The organism is Nocardia blacklockiae, assembly GCF_015477355.1.
Taxonomy (GTDB): domain Bacteria; phylum Actinomycetota; class Actinomycetes; order Mycobacteriales; family Mycobacteriaceae; genus Nocardia; species Nocardia blacklockiae.
This window is the reverse complement of record NZ_JADLRJ010000002.1, coordinates 170,894-194,548: the sequence shown is the minus strand read 5'-3', so window position 1 is coordinate 194,548 and position 23,655 is coordinate 170,894. Positions and strand designations below refer to the sequence as shown.

Annotated in this window: 27 protein-coding genes and 1 pseudogene; 14 read left to right on the top strand and 14 right to left on the bottom strand. The window is 69.9% G+C overall.

Annotated elements, in window-relative coordinates:
• Positions 1 to 98 precede the first annotated feature (98 nt).
• Positions 99 to 266: pseudogene (locus tag IU476_RS35945) on the bottom strand (helix-turn-helix domain-containing protein); the annotation flags it as partial.
• Positions 267 to 371: 105 nt separating this feature from the next.
• Entirely contained in the window at positions 372 to 791 is a 420-nt protein-coding gene (locus IU476_RS06925) for a winged helix-turn-helix transcriptional regulator (protein ID WP_195097910.1), read from the bottom strand.
• A gap of 66 nt (positions 792 to 857) precedes the next feature.
• On the opposite strand from IU476_RS06925, the gene IU476_RS06920 reads away from it, so the two are divergent.
• The 3 genes from IU476_RS06920 to IU476_RS06910 all read left to right on the top strand — a co-directional run bounded on the left by IU476_RS06920 (position 858) and on the right by IU476_RS06910 (position 4,050).
• Complete coding sequence (locus IU476_RS06920) at positions 858 to 1,763, top strand: NADP-dependent oxidoreductase (RefSeq protein ID WP_195097909.1); 906 nt, start codon at positions 858 to 860, stop codon at positions 1,761 to 1,763.
• Positions 1,764 to 1,820: 57 nt separating this feature from the next.
• Positions 1,821 to 3,497, top strand: coding sequence for a DUF885 domain-containing protein (locus IU476_RS06915; RefSeq protein WP_228823309.1), 1,677 nt, complete (start codon positions 1,821 to 1,823; stop codon positions 3,495 to 3,497).
• A gap of 265 nt (positions 3,498 to 3,762) precedes the next feature.
• The gene (locus tag IU476_RS06910) at positions 3,763 to 4,050 is read left to right on the top strand and encodes a hypothetical protein (RefSeq protein ID WP_195098680.1); all 288 of its coding nucleotides are present in this window, start codon (positions 3,763 to 3,765) and stop codon (positions 4,048 to 4,050) included.
• A 52-nt stretch (positions 4,051 to 4,102) separates the two neighbouring features.
• On the opposite strand, the gene IU476_RS06905 is transcribed toward IU476_RS06910, so the two are convergent.
• Complete coding sequence (locus tag IU476_RS06905; protein WP_195097907.1) at positions 4,103 to 4,738, bottom strand: DUF305 domain-containing protein; 636 nt, start codon at positions 4,736 to 4,738, stop codon at positions 4,103 to 4,105.
• Positions 4,739 to 4,820: 82 nt separating this feature from the next.
• Positions 4,821 to 5,390, bottom strand: coding sequence for a hypothetical protein (locus tag IU476_RS06900; protein WP_195097906.1), 570 nt, complete (start codon positions 5,388 to 5,390; stop codon positions 4,821 to 4,823).
• A 90-nt stretch (positions 5,391 to 5,480) separates the two neighbouring features.
• On the opposite strand from IU476_RS06900, the gene IU476_RS06895 reads away from it, so the two are divergent.
• Together IU476_RS06895 and IU476_RS06890 are read left to right on the top strand one after the other, a co-directional pair.
• The gene (locus IU476_RS06895) at positions 5,481 to 5,645 is read left to right on the top strand and encodes a hypothetical protein (RefSeq protein ID WP_195097904.1); all 165 of its coding nucleotides are present in this window, start codon (positions 5,481 to 5,483) and stop codon (positions 5,643 to 5,645) included.
• Positions 5,646 to 5,731: 86 nt separating this feature from the next.
• Positions 5,732 to 6,049: a nuclear transport factor 2 family protein gene (locus tag IU476_RS06890; protein ID WP_195097901.1), complete on the top strand. Its 318-nt coding sequence runs from the start codon at positions 5,732 to 5,734 to the stop codon at positions 6,047 to 6,049.
• A gap of 3 nt (positions 6,050 to 6,052) precedes the next feature.
• Here IU476_RS06890 and IU476_RS06885 read toward each other — a convergent pair whose 3' ends face one another.
• Entirely contained in the window at positions 6,053 to 6,622 is a 570-nt protein-coding gene (locus IU476_RS06885) for an AMIN-like domain-containing (lipo)protein (protein WP_195097899.1), read from the bottom strand.
• 72 nt (positions 6,623 to 6,694) lie between these two features.
• Between IU476_RS06885 and IU476_RS06880 the strand changes: the two genes are divergently transcribed.
• From IU476_RS06880 to IU476_RS06870, 3 genes are all read left to right on the top strand, one after another.
• Positions 6,695 to 7,846, top strand: coding sequence for a class I SAM-dependent methyltransferase (locus tag IU476_RS06880; protein WP_195097897.1), 1,152 nt, complete (start codon positions 6,695 to 6,697; stop codon positions 7,844 to 7,846).
• Between the two features lie 131 nt (positions 7,847 to 7,977).
• Entirely contained in the window at positions 7,978 to 8,832 is an 855-nt protein-coding gene (locus tag IU476_RS06875) for a Bax inhibitor-1/YccA family protein (protein ID WP_195097895.1), read from the top strand.
• 69 nt (positions 8,833 to 8,901) lie between these two features.
• Positions 8,902 to 9,687, top strand: coding sequence for an alpha/beta fold hydrolase (locus IU476_RS06870; RefSeq protein WP_195097892.1), 786 nt, complete (start codon positions 8,902 to 8,904; stop codon positions 9,685 to 9,687).
• 70 nt (positions 9,688 to 9,757) lie between these two features.
• On the opposite strand, the gene IU476_RS06865 is transcribed toward IU476_RS06870, so the two are convergent.
• The 3 genes from IU476_RS06865 to IU476_RS06855 all read right to left on the bottom strand — a co-directional run bounded on the left by IU476_RS06865 (position 9,758) and on the right by IU476_RS06855 (position 12,567).
• Positions 9,758 to 10,978 (bottom strand): acetyl-CoA C-acetyltransferase, encoded by a 1,221-nt coding sequence (locus tag IU476_RS06865; protein ID WP_195097890.1) that lies wholly within the window; start codon positions 10,976 to 10,978, stop codon positions 9,758 to 9,760.
• Between the two features lie 72 nt (positions 10,979 to 11,050).
• Positions 11,051 to 11,920: an SGNH/GDSL hydrolase family protein gene (locus IU476_RS06860; RefSeq protein ID WP_195097888.1), complete on the bottom strand. Its 870-nt coding sequence runs from the start codon at positions 11,918 to 11,920 to the stop codon at positions 11,051 to 11,053.
• A gap of 164 nt (positions 11,921 to 12,084) precedes the next feature.
• Entirely contained in the window at positions 12,085 to 12,567 is a 483-nt protein-coding gene (locus IU476_RS06855; RefSeq protein WP_228823366.1) for a hypothetical protein, read from the bottom strand.
• A gap of 87 nt (positions 12,568 to 12,654) precedes the next feature.
• On the opposite strand from IU476_RS06855, the gene IU476_RS06850 reads away from it, so the two are divergent.
• Positions 12,655 to 14,049, top strand: a complete 1,395-nt coding sequence (locus IU476_RS06850; protein WP_195097884.1) for a cystathionine beta-synthase — start codon at positions 12,655 to 12,657, stop codon at positions 14,047 to 14,049.
• Here IU476_RS06850 and IU476_RS06845 read toward each other — a convergent pair.
• Positions 14,046 to 14,507, bottom strand: a complete 462-nt coding sequence (locus IU476_RS06845) for a DUF4254 domain-containing protein (RefSeq protein WP_195097882.1) — start codon at positions 14,505 to 14,507, stop codon at positions 14,046 to 14,048. The genes IU476_RS06850 and IU476_RS06845 overlap by 4 nt on opposite strands.
• Before the next feature lie 649 nt (positions 14,508 to 15,156).
• On the opposite strand from IU476_RS06845, the gene IU476_RS06840 reads away from it, so the two are divergent.
• Positions 15,157 to 15,780, top strand: a complete 624-nt coding sequence (locus IU476_RS06840) for a transglycosylase SLT domain-containing protein (protein ID WP_195097879.1) — start codon at positions 15,157 to 15,159, stop codon at positions 15,778 to 15,780.
• 181 nt (positions 15,781 to 15,961) lie between these two features.
• Complete coding sequence (locus IU476_RS06835; RefSeq protein WP_228823308.1) at positions 15,962 to 16,867, top strand: mechanosensitive ion channel family protein; 906 nt, start codon at positions 15,962 to 15,964, stop codon at positions 16,865 to 16,867.
• Positions 16,868 to 16,912: 45 nt separating this feature from the next.
• On the opposite strand, the gene IU476_RS06830 is transcribed toward IU476_RS06835, so the two are convergent.
• Together IU476_RS06830 and IU476_RS06825 are read right to left on the bottom strand one after the other, a co-directional pair.
• Positions 16,913 to 17,260 (bottom strand): DUF6401 family natural product biosynthesis protein, encoded by a 348-nt coding sequence (locus tag IU476_RS06830; protein WP_195097867.1) that lies wholly within the window; start codon positions 17,258 to 17,260, stop codon positions 16,913 to 16,915.
• Positions 17,261 to 17,368: 108 nt separating this feature from the next.
• The gene (locus IU476_RS06825) at positions 17,369 to 18,532 is read right to left on the bottom strand and encodes an acyl-CoA dehydrogenase family protein (protein WP_195097866.1); all 1,164 of its coding nucleotides are present in this window, start codon (positions 18,530 to 18,532) and stop codon (positions 17,369 to 17,371) included.
• Between the two features lie 69 nt (positions 18,533 to 18,601).
• On the opposite strand from IU476_RS06825, the gene IU476_RS06820 reads away from it, so the two are divergent.
• The gene (locus IU476_RS06820; protein WP_195097865.1) at positions 18,602 to 19,750 is read left to right on the top strand and encodes a cystathionine gamma-synthase; all 1,149 of its coding nucleotides are present in this window, start codon (positions 18,602 to 18,604) and stop codon (positions 19,748 to 19,750) included.
• Between the two features lie 122 nt (positions 19,751 to 19,872).
• Here the strand turns inward: IU476_RS06820 and greA are convergent, their stop codons facing one another.
• Positions 19,873 to 20,367 (bottom strand): transcription elongation factor GreA, encoded by a 495-nt coding sequence (gene greA, locus IU476_RS06815; RefSeq protein WP_195097864.1) that lies wholly within the window; start codon positions 20,365 to 20,367, stop codon positions 19,873 to 19,875.
• Between the two features lie 320 nt (positions 20,368 to 20,687).
• Positions 20,688 to 21,146, bottom strand: a complete 459-nt coding sequence (locus IU476_RS06810; protein ID WP_195097863.1) for a DUF4307 domain-containing protein — start codon at positions 21,144 to 21,146, stop codon at positions 20,688 to 20,690.
• A 206-nt stretch (positions 21,147 to 21,352) separates the two neighbouring features.
• Between IU476_RS06810 and mca the strand changes: the two genes are divergently transcribed.
• Both mca and IU476_RS06800 read left to right on the top strand, forming a co-directional pair.
• Positions 21,353 to 22,267, top strand: a complete 915-nt coding sequence (mca, locus tag IU476_RS06805; protein WP_324193909.1) for a mycothiol conjugate amidase Mca — start codon at positions 21,353 to 21,355, stop codon at positions 22,265 to 22,267.
• Positions 22,264 to 22,557, top strand: coding sequence for a hypothetical protein (locus IU476_RS06800; protein WP_195097862.1), 294 nt, complete (start codon positions 22,264 to 22,266; stop codon positions 22,555 to 22,557). Before mca ends, IU476_RS06800 begins: the two co-directional genes overlap by 4 nt.
• A gap of 515 nt (positions 22,558 to 23,072) precedes the next feature.
• Here IU476_RS06800 and IU476_RS06795 read toward each other — a convergent pair.
• Positions 23,073 to 23,441 carry a hypothetical protein gene (locus IU476_RS06795; RefSeq protein WP_195097860.1) on the bottom strand — a complete coding sequence of 123 codons (369 nt, stop codon included), beginning with the start codon at positions 23,439 to 23,441 and terminating at the stop codon, positions 23,073 to 23,075.
• Between the last annotated feature and the right edge of the window lie 214 nt (positions 23,442 to 23,655).

The window sequence follows — 23,655 nt, the reverse complement described above, 5'->3', positions numbered from 1 at the left end:
GGAACTACGACGTTCCTATTGGCGGCCAACCCTAGCGACGGCACCCGGGCCGGCGCAACTTCCCCTCTCGAAAGTGCCGCCGCGCCGCACACTTTCGGCTATTCTCCGATGTTTTCGGGCACCGGGTGTGGCCGGTGCGCGGTGAGTGCCGCGGCCAGCGGCCGGGAGCCGTTCGGGTCGCCCGGATCGGTGCCGGTGAGTTCCGCGATGCGGCGCAATCGGTAGCTGAAGGTGTCGGGGTGCACGTGCATCTCGGCCGCGGCCGCCTTGCGGTCGCATCAGTGGCGCAGATGCGCATCGAGGGTGTCGAGCAGCTGCGGGCTGCGCGGCCTCACCTTGTCCCGCACCGACTGTCGGCTGAGCCGACCGGCTCACAAGGGTGCCGGGGCGACCGCCTGCCGCTCGTCGAATTCCTTGCGGGCGTTGAGGATTCGGTCCTTGTTCGCGACGGTCCAGTTGCCGAGCAGTTCGGTCACCCGGCCCAGGTCGTTACCGAGATCGGTGAGCGAGTACTCCACCCGGGGCGGCACGGTCGGATAGACGGCGCGGCGGACCAGGCCCTCGCGCTCCAGGGTGCGCAGGGTCTGGGTGAGCATCTTCTGCGTGATGCCGTCCAGGCGGCGGCGCAGGTCGTTGAATCGGACGGGGCCGTCGGCGGCACGCAGCACGCCCAGCACCAGCAGCACCCACTTGTCCGCCAGCACCGCGAGGATCTCGCGCGCGGGACACCGGTGCAGGTAGCTGCCCACCAGATCGTCGGGGTCGGCTCCCCACTCGCAGATGGTATCCATCGGGTACCTCGGTATCGAAATAGTGCCTTCTTCCCGAGAGATACTACGGCACGCAGAATCGCTGTCATGCGAGCGATCACTCAGAAGACATTCGGCGGCCCGGACGTATTGGAGACCGTGGACCTGCCCCGGCGGGTGCCCGAGCCGGGAGAGGTGCTGGTGCGGGTCGCCGCGACCTCGGTGAACCCGGCCGACTGGAAGCTGCGCGCCGGCACGGTGCTGCGCGGGGTCGAGCCGCCGTTCACCCTCGGCTTCGACGTGTCGGGCACCGTCGCCGAACTCGGCGCGGGCGTGACAACTTTCGCGCCCGGCGACGAGGTCCTCGGCATGCTGTTCAGCCCGGCCGGGGCCAACGCGGAATACGTTGCGCTACCGGCGGACTCACTCACCCGCAAGCCCGCCGAACTCGACCACGTGCGCGCCGCGGCCCTGCCGGTGGCCGCGCTGACCGCCTGGCAGGCGCTGCGCGACCTGCGTGCCGGGCAGCGACTGCTCATCCATGCCGCGGCGGGCGGGGTGGGTCACCTGGCGGTGCAGTTCGCCAAGGCGCGCGGCGCCTACGTGCTCGGCACGGCCCGCGCCGCCAACCACGAATTCCTGCGTTCCCTCGGCGCGGACGAGCTGATCGATTACACCGCAGTCGATTTCACCGAGGCCGTGCGCGACGTCGACGTCGTCCTGGACCTGATCGGCGGTTCCTACGGCGCGCGTTCGCTGCGCGTGCTGCGCCCCGAGGGCACCTACCTCGACACCCAGGGCTCCGACGCCGAGCACGACCCGCGCTACGTCCGCTTCTACGTCCAGCCGTCGGGCACCGATCTGCGGACGATCGCCGACCTGGCCGCGCGCGGCGAACTGCACATCGAGGTCGAACGAGTGATGTCGCTGGCGGATGTCGCCGAGGCGCACAAGCTCAGCGAGTCCGGGCGGGTGCGGGGCAAGATCGTGCTGCTGCCCTGGGACGCCGACTGATCCGGCCCCGCACGGAAATCCGTTGCGGCCGGGCGGGTGCGCGGCATGATGGGTCCCATGGACGCGCACGACGAGCTGGTCGATCTCGCCGAACGGTACTGGGACAGCGTGCTGGAATCCGCGCCCAGCGCCGCGACCCTGCTGGGCGACCGGCGCTTCGACGATCGCATCGAGGACCTGTCGGAGGAGGCCGAGCAGCGGCTGCTGTCGACCTGGCAGGGTCTGCTGGGCCGGGTGTCGGCGCTCGACCCGGCCCGGCTGGGGCCCGAGGACCGCGTCACCCGCAGCCTGCTGCACACCGAGCTGGCGTCCGGCATCGACCACCTGTCCTGGCGGCCGGTGGAGCTGGCCTCGGACCAGATGGACGGTGTGCACGCCGGGATTCTCACCCTGGCCGCGCAGGTCAACGCCCCGAACCCGGAGAACGCGCGGGCGCTCCTGAATCGGCACCGGCAGTTCGGCACCTTGCTGGAGCAGGCGACGAGCCGGTTCCGCGCGGGCGTCGCGGCCGGGCGCACGCCGGCGCGGAGCAGTATCGAGCGTTCGCTGAACCAGCTCGACGGCTACCTCGCCTCCGATCTCGCGACCGACCCGTTCGTCACCTTCCCCGGCCCCGCCGAGTGGGCCGACGAAAAGCCTTGGCGCGACGAGCTTCTCGAGGTGACACGGGAGGTGGTGCGGCCCGCGTTCCAGGCCTACCGCGACGTGCTCGCCGACGAACTCCTCCCGTCGGCCCGCCCCGACGACAAGCCGGGCCTGTGCTGGCTGGGCGCCGACGGCGAGGACATCTACCGCCGGCTGCTGCGCCACCACACCACCCTGCCCGACCTGGGCGCCGAGGAGATCCACGAGCTGGGCCTGGCGGAACTCGAACGGTTGCGCGGGGAGTACGCCGAGGTGGGCGGCCGGTTGTTCGGCACCACCGACCAGGCGGCGATCTTCGCCCGGCTGCGCGAGGACGCCTCGTTGCGCTACACCGACGGCGCGGAGATCATGGCCGACGCCCAGCGCTACCTCGCCGCCGCGACCGCCGAGATGCCTGCCTGGTTCGGGCGCCTGCCGCGCGAAAGCTGCGCTATCGCACCGGTTCCCGACTTCCTCGCCGCGGGTGCGCCCGCGGCGTACTACTTTCCGCCCGCCGCCGACGGATCCCGGCCCGGCGTGTACTTCGTGAACACCCGAGAAGCGCCGGAGCGCAACCGATTCGAGACCGCGGCGGTCGCCTACCACGAGGCCATCCCCGGTCACCATCTGCAGCTGACCATCGCCAACGAGCTCGACCACCTGCCGCGCTTCCAGCGACAGTCGTTCACCAACACCGCCTTCGTGGAGGGGTGGGCGCTCTACACCGAGCGCCTCGCCGACGAAATGGGTTTGTACGACGACGATCTGGCCCGCATCGGCATGCTCGCCGCCGACTCCTGGCGTTCGTGCCGTCTGGTCGTCGACACCGGACTGCACGCCAAGGGCTGGAGTCGGCAGCAGGCGGTCGACTTCATGACCGCCCACGCGCCGGTCGCCGTCTCGGAGATCGTCGTCGAGGTCGACCGCTACATCGCCATTCCCGGCCAGGCCGTCGCCTACAAGGTCGGGCAACTGGAGATCCGGCGGCAACGCGACCTCGCGGCGGCCCGGCTGGGCGACCGATTCGATATCCGGGCCTTCCACGACGCCGTGCTGGGCGCGGGCTCGGTGAGCCTGCCGGTGCTGCGAGAACTGGTCGCCGCGCTGTAAGCCGTCGCGCGAACCGGCGGTCGCGAATTCGCGTGTCCCGCTACGCCGCGCTCGAAAAAGCGCGCCCGAACGGGCCGCAGGTTTCCGGTCGGATGATCAGCTGTGGCGATCTGGTGTGTCTGCTCACAGCAGTGTCGGCAAATGCGGTTCAATTGATGTTGATCGACGAGTTCTAGCTGCGTGCTCCGCCCGCCCGGCGCCTCATCGGGGCGGATTGCTCCACACCGGCATCACCTCAGCATCCGAGAGGACAACGACCGTGAGCATGGTTCTCGCCGCCCACGATATGTACAGCACGGTGCTGGCCCAGGTCGGCAACCCCACGCCGGAAACCCCACCGGCCGCCGACAAGCTCATGAAGCTGGTCCGGTACTTCACCTGGTTCGTTCTGCTGTCCGGCGTCACGGCCGTCACCTACGGCGGTGGCAGGTTCGCCTGGGAGAAGTGGAGCGGCGGAGGGCTGGAGTCGCCCAAGATGATCGCGGGCGCGATGATCGGCGGTGGTGTCGCGACCAGCGCGGGCACCATCATGAACGCCGTCATCGGCAGCTGACCCGAAACCCGTGCGGGTGTGCCGCCGCCGGCACACCCGCGTAGGCCCGCGTTCAGGACTGGCCGAGCATGCCCTGCATCTGCTGGATCTCCGCCTCCTGAGCGGCCACGATCCCCCGGGCGAGCCGCTGGGCGTCGGGATTCACGCCCTGCGCCAGTTCCGTATTCGCCATATCGATGGCGCCCCGGTGGTGGTCGATCATCATCCGCATCCACATCCGGTCGAATTCCGCGCCGGTCGCGTTCTGCAACCCGGTCATCTGATCGTGCGACATCATGCCCGGCATGTCGTGGCCCATCGCGGTCGGCGCGGGCTTGCCGAAGGCGCTCAGCAACTCGGTGAACTGCTGCATCTCCGGCGCCTGAGCCTGCTCGACGGCCGCCGCGAGCGCGATCAGCTGCTGGTTCTGCGACCGGCTCGGCACCAGCTTCGCCATCTCCACCGCCTGCGCGTGGTGCGGGTACATCAACTGCAAGAAGGTGACGTCGGCATCGTCGAAGTCGGTGCGCGTCGGCGCGGTGCTGCTCGACGGCCCGCCGTGGTGCATGCCGGGCATCTCCGACGTACCGGCCGCCGTCGAACCGGACGGGGTCGCGGAGCTGCCGGAGTCGTCGCCGCACCCGGCGACGAACAGGGCCACCGCGATACCGGTGGCGGACAAGATGATTCGGGTACGCGAAGTGAACATGTGATTCTCCTCGGAATCGGAAAGTACTGCGATGGGCAGGCGAAACCCGCACCCGCGCGTGGCGCACCGGTGCGGCGGCCCGTCAGATCCGCAGAATCGACAGTTCCGGTAGAGAAAGCACCGTCCAGGGCGGCGACCGGGCGCCACCGAACGGCCCGGGCCGCGCGCCCACCCGCAGCACCCCCGGCCGCCGCACCCCGACCCACGCGAGCAGCACCAGCCCGAGCAACAACGTGAGCCCCGCCAGCACGAACACACAGGCGTGCAGCCCGTTGTGCCCATCCCCGCACGCGGCACAACCCGGAGCCGCGAGCGTGCCGGACACCGGCTCGGCGACTGCCGGGACCATCGCGGCGAACGACTCGGCAGGACGCACGGCCGGTGCCGACGAATGCGACTCGGCGGAGCGATCGGATGTGACCGAGGCGCGATGGCTCGCATCGGTCGAACTGTGGCCGTGTGCGTCGGTGCCGACCGCCGCCGCGTGTACGTGGGCCGGGGCGAAGACGACGGCGTGCATGAGCGCGACCGCTACCAGCAGCATCAGCATGCCGAGCGCCCGCAGATACCCGGGAGCTCGAGTGCTGGCAGGCCGGACCGCGAGGTGCGTGGTGGCACCGCGGGCCCGGCGCGGCCGGAGCCGATCGGTCATGCCGGCCATTCTAGGCCCTGCGGCGTAGATACCCCGGAGCGGTATAGAACAGCCGCGCGATCGGCGGCACCCCGGCGTAGGGTGGGCCGCATGGGACAGTTCGGCGAACTCCTGCACGGCGGCAAGCTCCGCAAGGAGAGCGACGACGAGGCGGGCACCGGCGAACCCTTCGAGGCCGGCTCGCTCGACCTCGATCGCGGCGTCATCCGCCTGGCTCCGCGCGCCGAGACGCGCGACGAGCATCCGGGGGAGTAACGGCACTCCGGCCCGCCCGCCGAGGATTGCGGTAAATTTGCTGTAATTCGACTCAGTGCGGTACCGGACCCGGAAGGGGTGCCAGGATGGCCGACCAGCTCGATCCCGTGGTGTCGAAATTCGTCGAGGCGCTCAACGCCGGTGACCAGGCGGCCTTCTTCGACCTCCTCACCGATGACGCCACCATGTCCGACGACGGCAACGACCGCGGCCTGCGGCAATGGGTCCGCGGCGAGGTCTTCGACAGCAACGGCCGGATGAGCATCGACCCGGAGACCATCGCCGACGGCGGCCGCGCCTTCGTCGCCGAGTACGCCAACGACCGCTGGGGCGCCATGCGCACGGCTTGGCGGTTCACGGTCGTCGGCGACAAGATCGGCCGCTTCGAGACCGGCCAGGCCTGACACTCAGCCGGTAGCCACGTCCACGACCAGGCGCGACGGGTTCTCCAGCGCGCTGACCGAGAACGCCGGCCGCTCCGCGTTCACCCCGATGAACGACTGCGTGGCACCCTCGAACGCCAGCGTCCGATACACCCCGGCGATGCCCGGCGCGCTCGGGTCGGTCGCCGGATCCGGGCCCTCGTACTGCGCGACCCCGCTGTCCCACGGATAGGCCGAGCCGAGGATCCGCACCTCGAGAATCGAGCGGCCCGCGACGTCGACCGGCTTGCCGCTACCGTCCTGCACCGCGCGGTCGGTGTACTGCACGCGCCAGCCCGGATTGCCGACACCGCCGAGCTCGTACACCACGCGATCGAAGCCCGGATGATGGCCGATCCGCACATCGGTCACGGTCAGGCGGGCATCGTCCGACGGCGCGCCCTGCTGTGGTGTCGTCGCCGTCGGCGGCGGTTCGGGCGCCGCGGCGACCGAGGAACCGTTCGGCACCGGGGTCGGCGGGTCCGATGCGCCGTCCGAGCAACCCGCCAGCAGTGCGAGCCCCGCTACCACCGTGAACGCCAGCCTGTTACGCATGAGGCCGATGGTATGCGGTGATACCACCGGGGTCGGCGCGACGACACGGCAACGATCTAGCACACTGTAGGAGTGCAGGAGGTCGACGACGTACTGGGCCGGTTGCGGCGCTATCCGGATGTGGAGGCAGTGAATCTCTACGCGGTCGACGCCGCGGATCGCCTGATCCTCGACGTGGCCGCGGACGCGCTCGCCGAGGCGGGCGGCGAGCGGGTCGTGGTGATAGACGACGGCTACGGCGCGCTCACCCTCGGCGCCGTCACCGCGCACGGGCTCAGCGGGGTTCGGGTGCACCAGGATCTGCTCACCGGCGAACTCGCGCTGGCCAACAACGCGCGCGCGCTCGGCCTCGCCGACCGGTACACCACCCACGAACTGGGCCGCCGGCTGCTCGCGGACGCCCGGGTAGTGCTGCTGCGGTTACCGCGCGCGCTGTCGGGTCTCGCCGAGATCGCCGACGCGATCGCCCGCTACGCCGACCCGAAGGTCCAGGTGTTCGCGGGCGCGCGGGACAAGTACCTGACTCCCGCGATGAACGACGTGCTCGCCGAGTCCTTCGGCTACGTCCGCGCCAGCCGCGGCCGCCAGAAGTCGCGCATGCTGCTGGCGCGCGACCCGAAACCCCTTGGCAGCCCGCCCTTTCCGGTGCGCAAGCAGCTCGACGAGGTGGGCCTGGAGGTGGTCGCGCACGGTGCGGCGTTCTCCGGTCCGCGGCTGGACATCGGCACCCGCTTCCTGCTCGACCACGTGCGCCGGATGAAGCCCGACGCCCGCGACGCCATCGATCTCGGTTGCGGCACGGGCATTCTGGCCGTCGCCCTGGCCAAGGCGCGCCCGCAGGTCAGCGTGGTGGGCACCGACCAGTCCGCGGCCGCGGTCGCCTCCGCCCGCGCCACCGCCGTCGCCAACGGCGTCGCCGACCGGGTGCGGGTGCTGCGCGACGACGCCATGACCGGCGTCGCGGGCAACAGCGCCGACCTCGTCCTGTGCAACCCCCCTTTCCACGTCGGCGCGGCCGTGCACACCGGTTCGGCGATCAAGATGTTCTCCGAGACCGGCCGGGTGCTGCGGCCCGGCGGCGAACTGTGGACCGTCTACAACTCCCATCTGAACTATCGTGGGGTGATGGAGCGCTTGGTCGGGAAGACCGATGTGGTGGGCCGCAATCGCAAATTCACGGTGACGCGGTCGGTGCGCGGTCTGCGCGACGTCCGGCAGGAGTAGATTCCCGGCAGTAGAGTCCGCTTTGTCCGATTTTTTGCCCGGTTCGGGAACTTGCGCCGACCGCGGCACGTTGGATACTCAGAACGGCCACGAGAGTCGTGGACCGCGACCTTCGGAAAGGCACGGGAACGGTGCGCACCTCAAGCAACCCGATCTTCAAGAATTTGCCGCAGCAGCAAGGGGGTTATGCGGGGTTCGGTTCGGCAGCGGCCGGCGCCGGACAGTTCGCTCAGTACGGGCAGCAGTACCCGCCGCAGGGTTACGAGCAGCCGTATCAGCAGCCCGCGCAGGCCACCCGGCCGATGACGATCGACGACGTCGTCACCAAGACCGGCATCACGCTGGGCGTGGTGACCGTCGCGGCGATCCTGTCCTACGGGCTCACCGCCGCCAACCACGCGCTGGCGCCGCTGTTCGTCATCGTCGGCGGACTGGTCGGCCTGGTGCTGGTGCTGGTCGCGACGTTCGGCCGCAAGCAGGACAACCCGGCCATCGTGCTGAGCTACGCGGCCGCCGAGGGCCTGTTCCTGGGCGCGCTGTCGTTCATGTTCACCAACGTCGCCTTCGGCGGCGTCGGCGGATCCGGGCTGATCGCGCAGGCGGTGCTCGGCACGTTCGGCGTGTTCTTCGGCATGCTGGTGGTCTACAAGACCGGCGCCATCCGCGTCACGCCGCGGTTCACCCGCATGATCGTCGGCGCCATGATCGGCGTGGTGGTCCTGATGCTGGGCAACATGGTCGCCGCGTTCTTCACCCCCGGCGGCTTCGGCCTGCGGGACGGCGGCGCCCTGTCGATCGTGTTCAGCCTGGTCGTCATCGCGATCGCGGCGTTCAGCTTCCTGCTGGACTTCGACGCCGCCGACCAGTTGATCCGCGCGCAGGCGCCGGAGAAGGCGGCGTGGGGCGTGGCCCTGGGCCTGACCGTCACCTTGGTCTGGCTGTACCTGGAGATCCTGCGTCTGCTGAGCTACCTGCAGAACGACTAGTAGTTCACGAACCACATACGGGTGGTCACCGAGTCCTCGGTGACCACCCGTTTTCGTGCGAGGAAGGGAATGCCGGTGTCGTATGCCGTAGCCGCGGACGGGGTGCGCCTCGCCTATCAGGTCGAGGGGGAGGGCTTCCCGCTGCTGCTGCTCGCCGGGCAGTCCAACAACCATCACTGGTGGGACGGCATCCGCGCGGACTTCCACGGGTCGCATCGCACCGTCACCTTCGACTACCGGGGTACGGGTGCCAGCGACAAGCCCGACATCGTCTACAGCACACCGGGTTTCGCCGACGACGCGATCGCCGTCCTCGACGCGCTGGCGATCGACCGCGCCGACGTGTACGGCACCTCGATGGGCGGCCGGGTGGCGCAGTGGATCGCGGCGAAGTATCCGGAGCGGGTGCGTGCGCTGGTGCTCGGGTGCACGTCACCCGGCGGGAAGCACGGCGTGGACCGCGGCGGCGACATCCGCGCCCTGCTCGCGAATCCGGCTACGGCACATCAGACCTTGCTGGACCTCATGTACACCCCGGACTGGCTCGCCACCCACCCAGGCCCGCACCAGACCGTCGGTGATCCGGACATGCCGTCCTACGCCCGCCGCCGCCACCTCGTCGCCAGTCACCGCCACGACGCCTGGGATGTGTTGCTGGACATCACTTCTCCGACGCTGGTCCTGCACGGCACCGACGATCGCTTCAACCCCGCCGCCAACGCCCCCTTGCTCGCCGACCGCGTCCCGGGCGCACACCTGCACCTGATCCCCGGCGCCCGCCACGCCTACTTCGAGGAATTCCGTTCCACCGCAAGCCCCGTGGCCCGCGACTTCCTCGCCGCCGTCCGGCAGTGAAAGAGCCAACCCTATCGGGGGTCCGGGGGCAAGGCCCCCGGAATCCCTTCCACCGCAGGGCGGTTGAGCGTCAGCTCAAACGCTCGATGACCATCGCCATGCCCTGGCCGCCGCCGACGCACATGGTCTCCAGGCCGAACTGCTTGTCGTGGGTCCGGAGGTTGTTGATGAGCGTGGCGGTGATGCGGGCGCCGGTCATGCCGAAGGGGTGGCCGAGGGCGATCGCGCCGCCGGAGACATTCAGCTTGTCCAGGTCCATGTCCAGCTCGCGCGCCGAACCGAGCACCTGCACCGCGAAGGCCTCGTTGATCTCGTAGAGGTCGATGTCGTCGATGGTCTTGCCGGCCAGCTTCAGCGCCCGCCGCGAGGCCTCGATCGGGCCCAGGCCCATGATCTCCGGCGACAGGCCCGAGACACCGGTGGAGACGATCCGCGCCAGCGGGGTCAGCCCCAGTGCCTTGGCCTTGGTGTCACTCATGATCACCAGCGCCGCCGCACCGTCGTTGAGCGGACAGGCGTTGCCTGCGGTGATCGTGCCGTCCGGGCGGAACACCGGCTTGAGCTGCGACACCTTCTCGTAGGTGGTGCCCGGCCGCGGGCCGTCGTCGGTCGTCACGACAGTGCCGTCGGGCAGCGTCACGGGGCTGATCTCCCGCTCGAAGAAGCCCGACTTGATGGCCTCCTCGGCGCGGTTCTGCGAGCGCACGCCCCAGTGGTCCTGGTCCTCGCGGGAGATGCCGGTGAACTGCGCGACGTTCTCGGCGGTCTGGCCCATCGCGATGTAGATGTCGGGCAGCTCGCCGCTCTCGCGCGGGTCGGTCCAGCCGCCCGAGCCGCCTTCCGCGCGCTTGGCCGTGCGCGCCTCGGCGTCGGCGAAGACCGCGTTGTGGGTGTCGGGCCAGCCGTCCGAGGTGCCCTTCGGGAACCGCGACACGGTCTCCACTCCGGCGGAGATGAAGACATCGCCCTCACCGGCTTTGATGGCGTGGAAGGCCATGCGGCTGGTCTGCAGCGACGACGAGCAGTAGCGGTTGAGCGTGACACCGGGCAGGAAGTCGTACCCCAGGTGCGTGGCGACCACCTTGGCCATGTTGAAGCCGGCCTCGCCGCCGGGCTGCCCGCAGCCGAGCATCAGGTCGTCGATGTCGGCGGGATCCAGCTCCGGCACCTTGTCGAGCGCTGCGCGCACCAGCTGCGCGGCGAGGTCGTCCGGGCGCATGCCTACGAGCGAGCCCTTGCCCGCGCGGCCGATGGGCGAGCGGGCAGCGGAAACGATGACGGCCTCTGGCATGAGGACTCCTTCGTCGGGTGACGAACAACCAAGCGGCTGTTCGGTACACAGGTACGGAATTCTCTTCCGAATCTACGTCGCACCGATCGGGCTAGGAACACCCGGTATGCCCGTATCCCGCCGATCGAGCTCTCGCAGCAGCGCGGGCAGCAGGTGGGCGGCGGCCAGTTCGTACCCGGCGGCCGACGGGTGGAAGCCGTCGGCGGAGAACAGCACCTCCGGTGTGGTGCGGAAATCGCGGCCGAGCAGATCGCCCATCGGCACCGGGCAGCCGCCGCCCGCCCGCGTCGCCGCGCTCTGCGCTCGCGCCAGCCGCGCGCTCCAGCTCCGCACCACCGTGCGCAGCGGCTGCGGAATCGCCACCACCGCACCGAGATCCGGGCAGGTGCCCACGACGACCACGCTGCCGGCCGCACGCAACCGCGCCACCGCGGAGCGCAGCCGCTGCGCCGACCGCAGTACCGAGTGCTTCTTGGTGACGTCGTTGGCGCCGATCAGGATCACCGCGGCGTCCGGCGGCGGGCCCGCGACGAACATCGCGTCCACCTGTCCCGCAAGGCCTTTCGAGGTGGCGCCCGAAATCGCCTTGGTGCTCAACCGGATTCGCCGCCCGGTCGCCTCGGCCAGCCCGCGTGCGATCCGCACGCCGGGCACCTCCTCCGCGTCGGCGCAGCCCACCCCGGCCGCCGTGGAGTCACCGAAGACCATCAGGTGCAGATCGAAGGGGACGCCGGTGCGCCACGGCTCGGGCGCCGCGCGACCGGCCGTGTACACCCCGTCGGCCTCGGGCGGTTTGGAGGTGTCGCGGCCGATCACCGTGCGCGCCGCCTGCGCCTGCTGCATCAGCAACCGGTACGCCGCCCACCACGCGGTTCCCGCGCCCGACCCGGCCGCCACCGTGGCAGCGCCGGTCACCGCGAAGGTGCGCCACGTTCTCGCCACGAAACCACACCACCCTCCACCACACGATCCGATGTGTACGCCTGCGTATATCGTGCCGGATCGCACGAATGTGAGCACGTGCCCGCGCGCGACGAGAGCACCCACCGGTATGTGGGTGCGGCGATGTGAGCGCGTGGCGGCGGACGCGAAAGTGGCGGTGGGACTTACTCGCCCGGCGGGGGAGGCGGCGGGCCCGCGACGTCGAACGCGCCGTGCGAGGGGATGTTGAAGTTCGACGTGGTGGTCGTGACCTCGATGTGGCCCGCGCCGGTGTCCTGGAACTGGGCGTAGAGGATGCTGCCGTAGATGCCGGACACCACGTTGAGCCGGTACTCGCCGGCCGCGCCGGTGGTGGTGTTGCGCCAGGCGACGGTGGTGTCGACATTGCACAGCGGCGCCAGCGGGTACTGGCCCGGGCCGAAGCCCGCCACCGGTAGCGCCTGGACGTTGACCACGGCGCGGCCCGGATAGTCGGGGCTGGTGTCGACCCAGGTCCGGATGTTGCCCCAGCAGAAGCCGCCGTAGAACACGCTCGGCGTCTGAGGGAATTCCACGGTCTGCGCGCTCGCCGAGGCGGACGACGCGATCGCCGTCGCGGCCCCGAGGGAACCGAGCACGACGGCAGCACTGCGGGCGGTCTTCGGCATCCTCACGCGGCCGATGATATTGGTAAACGGCCCTCTCGTCGCGGGGCAGGCCGGAACTCGCCGATCCAGTTCTGCAACGATGGGGGCATGCGCATCGCGAACCACGTCGTCGATCTGATCGGCAACACCCCGCTCGTTCGTTTGAACTCCGTGGTGGGCCCGAACTCCGGCCTGGTGGCGGCGAAGATCGAGTACCTGAACCCCGGCGGCAGCTCCAAGGACCGCATCGCCGTGAAGATGATCGATGCGGCCGAGGAGCAGGGCCTGCTACAGCCCGGCGGCACCATCGTGGAGCCGACCTCCGGCAACACCGGCGTCGGCCTGGCGCTGGTCGCCCAGCAGCGCGGCTACCACTGCGTGTTCGTCTGCCCGGACAAGGTCAGCGAGGACAAGCGCAACGTGCTGCGCGCCTACGGCGCCGAGGTCGTGGTGTGCCCGACCGCCGTCCCGCCGGAGCACCCCGACAGCTACTACAGCGTCTCCGACCGCCTGGTGCGCGAGATTCCCGGCGCGTGGAAGCCCGACCAGTACTCCAACCCGGGCGGCCCCGACAGCCACTACGAGACCACCGGCCCGGAGATCTGGCGCGACACCGAGGGCACGGTCACCCATTTCGTCGCCGGTGTCGGCACGGGCGGGACCATCACCGGCGCGGGTCGCTACCTCAAGGAGGTGTCCGGCGGGAAGGTGAAGATCGTCGGCGCGGATCCCGAGGGTTCGGTGTACTCCGGCGGCTCCGGCCGCCCCTACCTGGTCGAGGGCGTCGGCGAGGACTTCTGGCCCAGCGCCTACGACCCCGCGGTGCCCGACGAGATCATCGCGGTCTCCGACGCCGACTCCTTCGACATGACCCGCCGCCTGGCCCGCGAGGAGGGCCTGCTGGTCGGCGGCTCGTGCGGCATGGCCGTGGTCGCGGCGCTGCAGGTGGCCGAGCGCGATCCGGACGCGGTGGTGGTCGTGCTGCTGCCCGACGGCGGCCGCGGCTACCTGTCGAAGATCTTCAACGACCAGTGGATGAGTTCCTACGGCTTCCTGCGCTCGCGCCTGGACGGCAGCACCGCCGAGCCCACCGTGGGCGACGTGCTGCGCGGCAAGTCCGGCGCGCTGCCGGACCTGGTGCACACCCACCCGTCGGAGACGCTGCGCGACGCCATCGAGATCCTGCACGAGTACGGCGTCTCGCAGATGCCGGTGGTCGGCGCCGAGCCGCCCGTGATGGCGGGCGAGGTGGCCGGCAGCGTCACCGAGCGGGATCTGCTGTCCGCGGTCTTCGAGGGCCGCGCGCACCTCACCGATCCGGTGTCCAAGCACATGAGCGAGTCGTTCCCGCTGATCGGCTCGGGCGAGCCGGTCTCGGCCGCGACCAAGTCGCTGGAATCCACGGACGCGCTGATGGTGGTCGAGGACGGCAAGCCGATCGGCGTCATCACCCGCCACGACCTGCTGGGCTTCCTGAGCCGGTCGGGTCTGCCCGCGCGCTAGGCCGTCCGGCGCCGCGGTCGCGTGCGCGGCTGCCCGTAGAGCACCTCGGCGACCAGATCGTTCCAGTCGTCGGCGAGCGCGGCCAGCCGGTACCAGGCGGCGTGCACACGCGCTTCGGACACGTCGGCGGCGGAGTGCAGCAGCCGGTTCGCGTGTACCTGCGCGGCGGCGAGGCGGTCGACGGCCCCGCCCAGCGACTCCGGATACAGCCCGCGGCCGGTGCGCGGCGCGCTCACCCAGTTGTCGATGGCGGCGATCAATTCGGCTCGGCCACAGTCGATTTCGGCCACATGGCCGGGCTCGTCGTGCCGCCGCAGGTGTAGCTCGGCGAGTGCCCGCGCCCAGCGCACCACCGGGTGCGCGCCGGGTTCGTCGCCGAGATGGCCGCAGAACGCGGCGAGTAGTTCGTGCCAGTCGGGTAGCGCGGCCGGCTCGCGAGAGTGCCGGGATTCGAGCATCGGTACCACCTCCGGGGCCCCGGCCTCCGGAACCGGGCGCGTACTCAGCTTGCGCGTTCAACCTTGCCGGGACGGTATCGCCGAGATGGCGGTTGGATGTCCGGTGGTAACGCGGTGCTGCGCACGGGCGCCCCGGGGTTGTGAGATCCGGGTGCCGGTTACCGCTCGGCACAGTCACCGAACGGTCACGAACCGTTACCGAGACGTGCTGTGATGGCGCGAATCGGTCGCAAAACGGCAAAGTCCAGCGCGACACGGCAACTTTTTCTGTGACCCCCAGCACGCCCCCGTGAGGGATTAAAGCCCTGGTCAGAGCGTTATAGCTAGTTCGGATCGAGCCCGGGCGAGCGTGCCCGCACCTACTGTTCATTTCGAGTTCAGTTTACGTTAACCTACCGCGACCATTCTGTGACCTCGTCGGTCGTTGCGACCTCGAGTACGGACAGTACGAGGAGTTGGTCGACCCGCCGGGATCCGCCCGGCAGCCACGCGCCGAGGCGCGCCGACGGGGAACGCGAATCCCCTTCTCTCACAACAAGTCTGAAAACAGCATGCAGTGCGTGGGTGAGCCGCACGGGCATCACCCGGGTCTCGTACTGCCTGTCGCAGGCCGGTGACGGCCGAGAACCAGAGTAGGAAAACACCGCGCATGTCGAAGAACACCCTGAAGAACAGCAGAACCAAGGCGGTCGCGCGCACCGCCGGCTCCGCGACCCTGGCGCTGGCCGCCTTTGCCGCCGTGACCTCCGCGGGCGGGCACGGGATGGCCGACGTGCAGCCGGCCGCGCTCGCCTCGACGATTGCCGAGACCGCCGATAACAACCCCGCTCCCGCCGCGCCGGTCGCCGCGGTGGCGCCCGCCCCGGCCCCGGCCCCCGAGGCCGCTCCGGCTCCGGCCCCCGCGCCGATGCCGGCTCCCGTGCCGCCGCCCCCGCCGCCGGCCCCCAGCTACCCGAACAACCTGGACGGCTGGATCCACCAGGCGCTGGACATCATGGCCGCGCGCGGCATCCCTGGCAGCTACGACGGCATCTACCGCAACATCATGCGCGAGTCGACCGGCAACCCGCAGGCCATCAACCTGTACGACTCGAACGCCGCGATGGGCATTCCGTCCAAGGGCCTGCTGCAGGTAATCGACCCGACCTTCGCCGCGTACCACGTCGAGGGCACGCCGTTCGACGTCTGGGACCCGGTCGCCAACATCGTGGCCGCGTGCAATTACGCCGCGCACCGCTACGGCTCGATGGACAACGTCAACTCCGCGTACTGATCGCGCACGCGCGGCCCGTCGCCGGGAGATAACGCATCGTTATCGACACGGCAGCAAAATGCATGCAAACCCCCGATTCAAATGATCACGGCGGGGTATAACCGCTCTTGTAGCAGTTCTGGCAAACAGTTGGAACAGGCGAGATAGCGGAAGGGACGGGCCGCGCGTGTACACCTCCAGTTTGGCTATCGATTTTCAGCAGGGCATGTCGAACGCGTGGAGCGCCATAGCGACGTTCGTGCCCAAGTTCGTCGGCTTCCTGGCGATCATGGTCGTCGGTTGGATCATCGCCAAGGTGATCGCCAAGATCGCCGATCGGGTGCTGCGACGAGTCGGGTTCGACCGGCTGGTCGAGCGCGGCGGCATCCACAACATGCTGGCCAACAGCAAATACGACGCCACCGACATCTTGGTGAAGCTGGTCTACTACGCGATCCTGTTGATCGCGTTGCAGATCGGCTTCGGCGTCTTCGGTCCGAATCCGGTCAGCACCATGCTCAACGGCATCGTGGCCTGGCTGCCGCGGGCCGCGGTCGCGATCATCATCGTGTGCATCGCGGGCGCGATCGCGCGGGTGGTCATGGACCTGATCGGCAATGTGCTCAGCGGGCTGTCCTACGGCCGCATGCTGGGCCGGCTGGCCGCGGTGTTCATCTGGGGCGTCGGCATCATCGCCGCCCTGAATCAGATCGGCGTCGCGACCTCGGTCACCACGCCGATCCTGGTCACCGTGCTGGCGACCATCGGCGGCATCCTGGTCGTCGGTGTCGGCGGCGGTCTGATCCGGCCCATGCAGCAGCGCTGGGAGGGCTGGCTGGACACCGTCGAGGGCGAGATGCCGCAGCTGCGCGGTCACGCCGAGGCCTACCAGCGCGGCCGCGAGGACGCCGCTCGGCAGGAGGAGGGCGCCACCCGGCAGGAGTGGGCGGGCTCGCCGCGGTCCGGTGACCAGTGGGCCCCGCAGACCAGCGGTGCGGGGTATCGGCCCGAGACCGGCATGACCGGTCAGGGCTACGGCGAACAGGGCTACGGCCAGGGGTACGGGGAGGCGCCGGGCTACGGCGGCAACCCGCAGTCACCCCGCTGATTCGGTAACACCAAGTCTGAGCGGCCGCGGAATCCCCGCGGCCGCTCAGACTTTCGTGTGGGCGAGCATGCACACCGCGGCCAGCCGCAGCGGCAGCCATTCGGCCTGCGCCCAGCCGATCAGGTCGTAGGGAGCGCGCGGGCCGGGGCGGCCGGAGTGCTCCAGCAGGCCGCGGGCGTATCCGGCGAGCAGCACGCCCGCCGGCGCGTTCGCCGCATCCCGCACACCCAGGTCGAGAATGTCGCGGACCGCCGCCGCGTGCTGATCCAGTGCCGCCGACACCGCGGGCAGTTCCCTCGCGGCGGCGAGCGCCGGAACTCCGTGCGTCTTGTGCAGGCGGTTCAAAGTCTTGCGTGCCGACACTTCGAGCAACGCGGAGCCGAGCAAAAACACTTACTTATGCTAGCAATCAGGCAGCTTTCGCGGCAGTGTGACTTTTCACTCGGACGTATTCCCGGATGTGGCTATCGCGCAGCATTTTTCGAAACGGGAAAAGGTGTGTCAGCGAAAGGCTTTCGCTCCGGTGAGCGCCTCGCCGAGGACCAGCTGATGCACCTCGGCCGTGCCCTCGTAGGTGAGCACCGATTCCAGGTTGTTCGCGTGCCGCAGCACCGGATAGTCGAGGGTGATGCCGTTGGCGCCGAGGATGGTGCGGCATTCGCGGGCGACGGCCAGCGCCTCCCGGGTGCTGTTGAGCTTGCCCGCGCTCACCTGCTCGGGCCGCAGCTCGCCGCGATCCTTGAGCCGGCCGAGGTGCAGCGCGAGCAGCGTGCCCTTGCCCAGCTCGACGGCCATGTCCGCCAGTTTGGCCTGGGTGAGCTGGTAGGCCGCCAGCGGCTTGTCGAAGACCTCGCGGGCGCGGGCGTAGTCGATCGTGGCGCTCAGGCAGTCGCGGGCCGCGCCGAGCGCCCCGAAGACGATGCCGAAGCGCGCCTCAGACAGACAGGCCAGCGGCCCGGCCAGGCCGTGTGCCTCCGGGAGGACGGCGTCGCCGGGCAGCCGCACGCCGTCCAGATCGAGTTCGGCGGTGATCGAGGCCCGCAGCGACAGCTTGTGCCGCATCTCGCGCGCGGTGAAACCCGGGGTGCCGGCCGGGACCAGGAAGCCCCGGATGCGCTCGTCGGTGCGGGCCCACACCACCGCGACGTCGGCCACCGAACCGTTGGTGATCCACATCTTCGAGCCGTCCAGTACCCAGTCCGTGCCGTCGCGCCGGGCGCGGGTGCGCATGCCGCCGGGATTGGAGCCGAAGTCGGGTTCGGTCAGCCCGAAGCAGCCGATCGCCCGCCCGGCCGCCAACTCCGGCAGCCACTGCTGCTTCTGTTCCTCCGAGCCGTACTTGTGGATCGCGGTCATGGCCAGCGAACCCTGCACCGACACCATGCTGCGCACCCCGGAGTCCACCGCCTCCAGTTCCAGGCACGCCAGGCCGTATTCGGTGGCCGTGGTGCCGGCGCAGCCGTAGCCGTCCAGGTGCATGCCGAGCAGGCCGAGCTCGCCCAGCTCCGGCGCCAGCTCGCGGGCCGGGAAGGTGCCGCGCTCGAACCAGTCGGCCACGTGCGGTCGCAGCCGCTGCTCGCCGAACCGCCGCACCGTCTCCCGGATCTGGCGTTCGGTGTCGCTGAGCAGGGTGTCGAGGGCGAACAGCTCGTCTACGGTGACCATGGACACACAGTATCGGCCGACGGGGTTCCCGAGTCCCGGCCGCGGATCCGGTCCTTCTAGGCTGGCCCTATGACCGACGATCAGCTGGGGTTCTCCACACGAGCCGTGCATGCCGGATTCGATCCCGATCCGCAGACCGGCGCGGTGAACGTGCCGATCTACGCGAGTTCGACCTTCGCCCAGGACGGCGTGGGCGGGCTGCGCGGCGGCTACGAGTACGCCCGCACCGGCAACCCGACCCGCACCGCGCTGGAGGCCAACCTGGCCGCGCTGGAATCGGGCCGGTACGGGCGCGCGTTCGCCTCGGGCATGGCGGCCACCGACTGTACGCTGCGGGCGACGCTGCGGCCCGGTGATCACCTGGTCATTCCGAACGACGCCTACGGCGGCACCTTCCGCCTGATCGACAAGGTGTTCGCGCACTGGGGCATCGAGTACTCGGTGGCGCCGGTGTCGGATCCCGACGCGGTGCAGCGCGCGATGCGGCCCAACACCAAACTGGTCTGGCTGGAGACGCCGACCAACCCGCTGCTGAACGTCGGCGACATCGCGGCGCTGGCCGACGTCGCGCACCGCGGCGGCGCGAAACTGGTGGTGGACAACACCTTCGCCTCGCCCTACCTGCAGCAGCCGCTGCTGCTGGGCGCCGACATCGTGCTGCACTCCACCACCAAGTACCTCGGCGGGCACTCCGACGTCGTCGGCGGCGCATTGATCACCGACGACGCCGAACTCGACGCGGCGTTCGCCTTCCTGCAGAACGGCGCGGGCGCGGTGCCCGGCCCGACCGACGCCTTCCTCACCATGCGCGGCGTGAAAACCCTTGCGCTGCGGATGGATCGGCACTGCGACAACGCCGAGACGCTCGCCGAGTTCCTGGTCCAGCACCCGAAGATTCAGCAGGTGATCTACCCGGGCCTGCCGGAGCATCCCGGACATACGGTGGCGCAGAAGCAGATGCGCCGCTTCGGCGGCATGATCTCGGTGCGGCTGCACGGCGGACGCCAAGCGGCGCACGACTTCTGCGCGCGCACCCGCATCTTCACCCTCGCCGAATCGCTGGGCGGGGTGGAGTCGCTGATCGAGCATCCGGGCGCGATGACGCACGCCTCCACGGAGGGGTCGGAACTGGAGGTTCCGGCGGATCTGGTGCGGCTCTCGGTGGGCATCGAGGACGTCAGCGACCTGCTCGCCGATGTGGAGCGGGCCCTGGGCTGAGCTTCGGTCAAGCCCCGAGAACACGGCGGCGACCGCACCGAAACCGTTCGGTGCGGTCGCCGCGTCGCGTACTCGTGCGCCCCAGGGCGGCGGTGCTGCGTTACGCCGCCGGGGGCCGTCCGTCAGCTCTGGTAGGGCTCCGCGCTGACCAGCGTCACCTTCATGGTCTTGCCGTTGGGCAGCGTGTATTCGCGGGTCTCGCCGACCTTCGCGTCGATGAGCGCGCCGCCCAGCGGGGAGGCCGGGGAGTACGTCTCCAGATCGGAACCACCCAGGCCCTCTTCGCGGGTGGCGATCAGGAACGTCTCGGTGTCGGTCTCGTCACCGTCGTAGTAGACCTTGACGACCGATCCCGGCAGCGCGATGCCCGACTTGGTCGGCGCGACGCCCACCTTGGCGTTGTTCAGCAGTTCCTGCAGCTGGCGGATGCGCGCCTCCTGCTGGCCCTGCTCCTCACGCGCCGCGTGGTAGCCGCCGTTCTCCTTGAGGTCGCCTTCTTCGCGGCGTTCGTTGATCTCGGCCGCGATGACCGGACGGTTGGCAATGAGCGCGTCGAGTTCGCCCTTGAGCCTTTCGTGCGACTCCGGTGTCAGCCAGGTCACGTTCGTCTCAGTCATCTCGATCACTCCCTAGTAGTTGTTCCCGGCGAGCCGGGATTCCCTGATACCCGCCGACGTACCCGCATGCGGACACGGCAGCAGTGGACGGCTAGAGCGATCCCTGGGGGATGTACTCGAACCCCGACAGGCCCTGTTCCGCACGACACCTCGGGGTGCCCCGGAACCGACAGCGCTGGCCGCCAATGCAGCAAACACGGCTCCGAGCGTTCGGAACCGTGTGTTGGGCCATTTTAGCACGATCTACAAATTCGCAGGTAGGGGCGGTGATCGTCTGGTGTTTCGCCCGGATCGTGACTGCTGGGGCGGCGGCGGGAGGCTCAGCCCGCGCGCAGGTACGCCGGGACCTTGTCGCTGCACCCGTAGATGTCGCCGGCGGCCGGGCGGCCGGTGGTCCGGATGGTGGCCGTCAATTCGACGGTTCCGCTGGTAGAGGCCGGAATCAGGACCTCGCGACGCCCGACCTCGGCCTGGTCGGAGTCCATCGCGCGGACGAAGCAGACGACCGGGCGGTCCGGATGTTCGCGGGTCACCTTGAAATGGATGTCGAGGGTGGAGTCGTTGACGATCGCGTAGCCGAGCTGATCGGGTTCGATGTCCTTGGGGCCGAACTGCCGGTACCCGGCGTAGGCGACGATCAGGCCGGCCAGCACCACCGCGGCCCCGAGCGCGTAGGGGAGCCAGCGCCGACGGCGGCGCGGCGTGGTCCCGTAGCGGTCCGCGACCCGGTCCGGCCCGGGCGCGCCGGACCGTTCGGATTCCGGCGCTGCCTCGCTCATGATCTGTGGCTCCTGGGGTCGGTCGGCGGCGCACGCGGTCCGGCGCCGGCGCCGCAGGGGGGTAACTCGGAACAAACGATGGTCGGATGGAACTATAAGGGGTGGAGATCGGCGCGGGCGCTGGGTGTATGTCGCCGGCGCCGGGATTCGACACCCGCGGCGGAGAGCAATGAGGTGAAGACGGTGAACAACGAGGTGAACGAGACGTGAGTGGCCTTCGCCTCATGGCGGTGCACGCCCACCCCGACGACGAGTCCAGCAAGGGCGCCGCGACGACCGCGAAATACGCCGCGGAGGGCAACGACGTGCTGGTCGTGACCCTGACCGGCGGCGAGCGCGGGTCGATCCTCAATCCGGCCATGGATGTGCCCGGCATCCTCGATCGCATCAACGAGGTGCGGCGCGAGGAGATGGCCGAGGCCGCCAAGGCGCTCGGCGTGCGGCAGCACTGGCTGGGATTCGTGGATTCCGGTCTGCCCGAAGGCGATCCGCTGCCGCCGCTGCCGGAGGGCAGCTTCGCGCTGGTGCCGCTGGAGGAGGCCACTGAGGCGCTGGTCCGCGTGGTGCGTGAGTTCAAGCCGCACGTGATGACCACCTACGACGAGAACGGCGGCTACCCGCACCCCGACCACATCATGTGCCACAAGGTGTCGATGGCGGCGTTCGAGGCGGCCGGCGACCCGGAGCGGTTTCCCGACGCGGGCGCGCCCTGGACTCCGCTGAAGCTGTACTACGACCACGGTTTCAGCATTCAGCGGATGGAGGTGTTCGCCGACGAGTACGAGCGGATCGGCGAGCCGTTCCCGATGCAGGAGTGGCTGGACCGCTTCCGCGCGATGGCCGCCGAGCGCGGCGACATCATGGGCCGGGTGACCACGCAGATCGAGTGCGCCAAGTACTTCCCGCAGCGCGACGACGCCCTGCGCGCGCACGCCACCCAGATCGACCCGAACGGCGCGTTCTTCGCCATCCCGCTGGAGATGCAGCAGCGGCTGTGGCCCACCGAGGAGTTCGAGCTGGCCCGCACCCGGGTGCGTACCGAGATCCCGGAGACCGACCTGTTCGCCGGCATCCGCGAGGCCGAGGACGCGCGCACCGCGCTCGAGGACACCACGCGATGATCCTCACCCTGCTCGCCCAGCCGGCCACCAACCCGACCGGTCCGGAATTCGGCAAGGCCTCGCCGCTGGGCCTGGTCATCGTGCTGGTGCTGCTGGCAGGCACCGTGCTGCTGATCCGCTCGATGAACAAGCACATCAAGGGCCTGCCCGCCGAGTTCTCCCCCGAGCACCCCGAACCGGACCAGGCGGCCGACGAGGGCACCGATCCCGGTGCGGTGCAAGACGATTCCGCCGACGCCGAGCCCGCGGCCGAGAAATCCACGAAGCCGGAGACGCCGCGCGGCACATAGCGTCGGCACCGCGCCGCGGACAGGCCGAAGGCCGCCGTCCCACCCGAGGTCGGAGGCGGTTCGCACGCACCCGAGAGCCGCCGTCTCACGGTGCCGGCGGTACTGCGGGGCCGGTTCAGAACGGTGGATCGTGGTGTCGTCGCCGGCACAGATCGCAATCGCAGTCGAAGTACCCGATCCCGGCACTCCCGTGCGCGCCGCGCCGCTCGGCGTCTTCCAGATCCGCGAACCACGGTCTGCGGCTCGGCTTGGCGGGTGAGGTCGTAGTTTTCATATCTGCGAAATACCCACCCCGTACCCCCACTGCGTTGCGGTTTCGGCACAGCTGCCCCCGCACACCCGCAACGGGTCTGTCCGAACTACCGCCACCCCGCGTTCCGCAACTTCAGCAATGGCTTGCCGCATCGGCGATAGAGCTGTGTCAGAGCACTCGAAGCTCCGTATGCTCCTTGGGTTTTCCCCTGGAGTCGACGTCGTCCCGATCCCCCGGCGGGATCGGAACGACGTCGCGCCTGTCAGGCCGGGATCTGTGCGCCGAGGGCGCCACCCACACCCGCGCCGACCGCCGCACCGACGGCCCCGCCGGTCACAGCGCCGATACCGACGCCGATCGCGATACCGGCGACCGTGCCGACCGGGCAGGCGACGGTCGTCGCCACACACCCGGCAACGCCACCCGCCACCGCGCCGAGCCCCGCCCCGGCAACCGTCCCGACCGCCCCGCCGACAACGCCGCCGACCGCCTCGCCCGGCACCGTCTGCGTCTGCCCGGCAGCGACCGGCTGCACGGCAACCGGCGCGGTCTCCGCCGCCTGCGCAAGCCCCGCACCCGCCCCGATCATGGCGGCGGCAACGGCAACGGTCACAGTGAATTTCCGAATCATGGTGCTACTCCCTCATCTGCGGAACCGCCCACGCGGCCCCCGACCAGGGTGACAGACCACCGCATTCCCCGCTCGCCCTCGCGAATCCCCAGCGCGCACCTAGCGGCGTGACTCCGACGATGCTGTCAGGCAGCAGGATCGGTCGGCAGCCGCAGCAGGTGACCACCGATGTCGGCTGCGCGGGCCGTCTCTGGGGGCTTCTGGTGTGGGAGGC

Coding starts and splice junctions, on each gene's coding strand:
- IU476_RS06925 (WP_195097910.1), bottom strand. CDS start 791: ATGGATACCATCTGCGAGTGGGGAGCCGACCCCGACGATCTGGTGGGC.
- IU476_RS06920 (WP_195097909.1), top strand. CDS start 858: ATGCGAGCGATCACTCAGAAGACATTCGGCGGCCCGGACGTATTGGAG.
- IU476_RS06915 (WP_228823309.1), top strand. CDS start 1,821: ATGGACGCGCACGACGAGCTGGTCGATCTCGCCGAACGGTACTGGGAC.
- IU476_RS06910 (WP_195098680.1), top strand. CDS start 3,763: ATGGTTCTCGCCGCCCACGATATGTACAGCACGGTGCTGGCCCAGGTC.
- IU476_RS06905 (WP_195097907.1), bottom strand. CDS start 4,738: ATGTTCACTTCGCGTACCCGAATCATCTTGTCCGCCACCGGTATCGCG.
- IU476_RS06900 (WP_195097906.1), bottom strand. CDS start 5,390: ATGACCGATCGGCTCCGGCCGCGCCGGGCCCGCGGTGCCACCACGCAC.
- IU476_RS06895 (WP_195097904.1), top strand. CDS start 5,481: ATGGGACAGTTCGGCGAACTCCTGCACGGCGGCAAGCTCCGCAAGGAG.
- IU476_RS06890 (WP_195097901.1), top strand. CDS start 5,732: ATGGCCGACCAGCTCGATCCCGTGGTGTCGAAATTCGTCGAGGCGCTC.
- IU476_RS06885 (WP_195097899.1), bottom strand. CDS start 6,622: ATGCGTAACAGGCTGGCGTTCACGGTGGTAGCGGGGCTCGCACTGCTG.
- IU476_RS06870 (WP_195097892.1), top strand. CDS start 8,902: ATGCCGGTGTCGTATGCCGTAGCCGCGGACGGGGTGCGCCTCGCCTAT.
- IU476_RS06865 (WP_195097890.1), bottom strand. CDS start 10,978: ATGCCAGAGGCCGTCATCGTTTCCGCTGCCCGCTCGCCCATCGGCCGC.
- IU476_RS06855 (WP_228823366.1), bottom strand. CDS start 12,567: ATGCCGAAGACCGCCCGCAGTGCTGCCGTCGTGCTCGGTTCCCTCGGG.
- IU476_RS06850 (WP_195097884.1), top strand. CDS start 12,655: ATGCGCATCGCGAACCACGTCGTCGATCTGATCGGCAACACCCCGCTC.
- IU476_RS06845 (WP_195097882.1), bottom strand. CDS start 14,507: ATGCTCGAATCCCGGCACTCTCGCGAGCCGGCCGCGCTACCCGACTGG.
- IU476_RS06840 (WP_195097879.1), top strand. CDS start 15,157: ATGTCGAAGAACACCCTGAAGAACAGCAGAACCAAGGCGGTCGCGCGC.
- IU476_RS06825 (WP_195097866.1), bottom strand. CDS start 18,532: ATGGTCACCGTAGACGAGCTGTTCGCCCTCGACACCCTGCTCAGCGAC.
- IU476_RS06820 (WP_195097865.1), top strand. CDS start 18,602: ATGACCGACGATCAGCTGGGGTTCTCCACACGAGCCGTGCATGCCGGA.
- greA (WP_195097864.1), bottom strand. CDS start 20,367: ATGACTGAGACGAACGTGACCTGGCTGACACCGGAGTCGCACGAAAGG.
- IU476_RS06810 (WP_195097863.1), bottom strand. CDS start 21,146: ATGAGCGAGGCAGCGCCGGAATCCGAACGGTCCGGCGCGCCCGGGCCG.
- IU476_RS06800 (WP_195097862.1), top strand. CDS start 22,264: ATGATCCTCACCCTGCTCGCCCAGCCGGCCACCAACCCGACCGGTCCG.
- IU476_RS06795 (WP_195097860.1), bottom strand. CDS start 23,441: ATGATTCGGAAATTCACTGTGACCGTTGCCGTTGCCGCCGCCATGATC.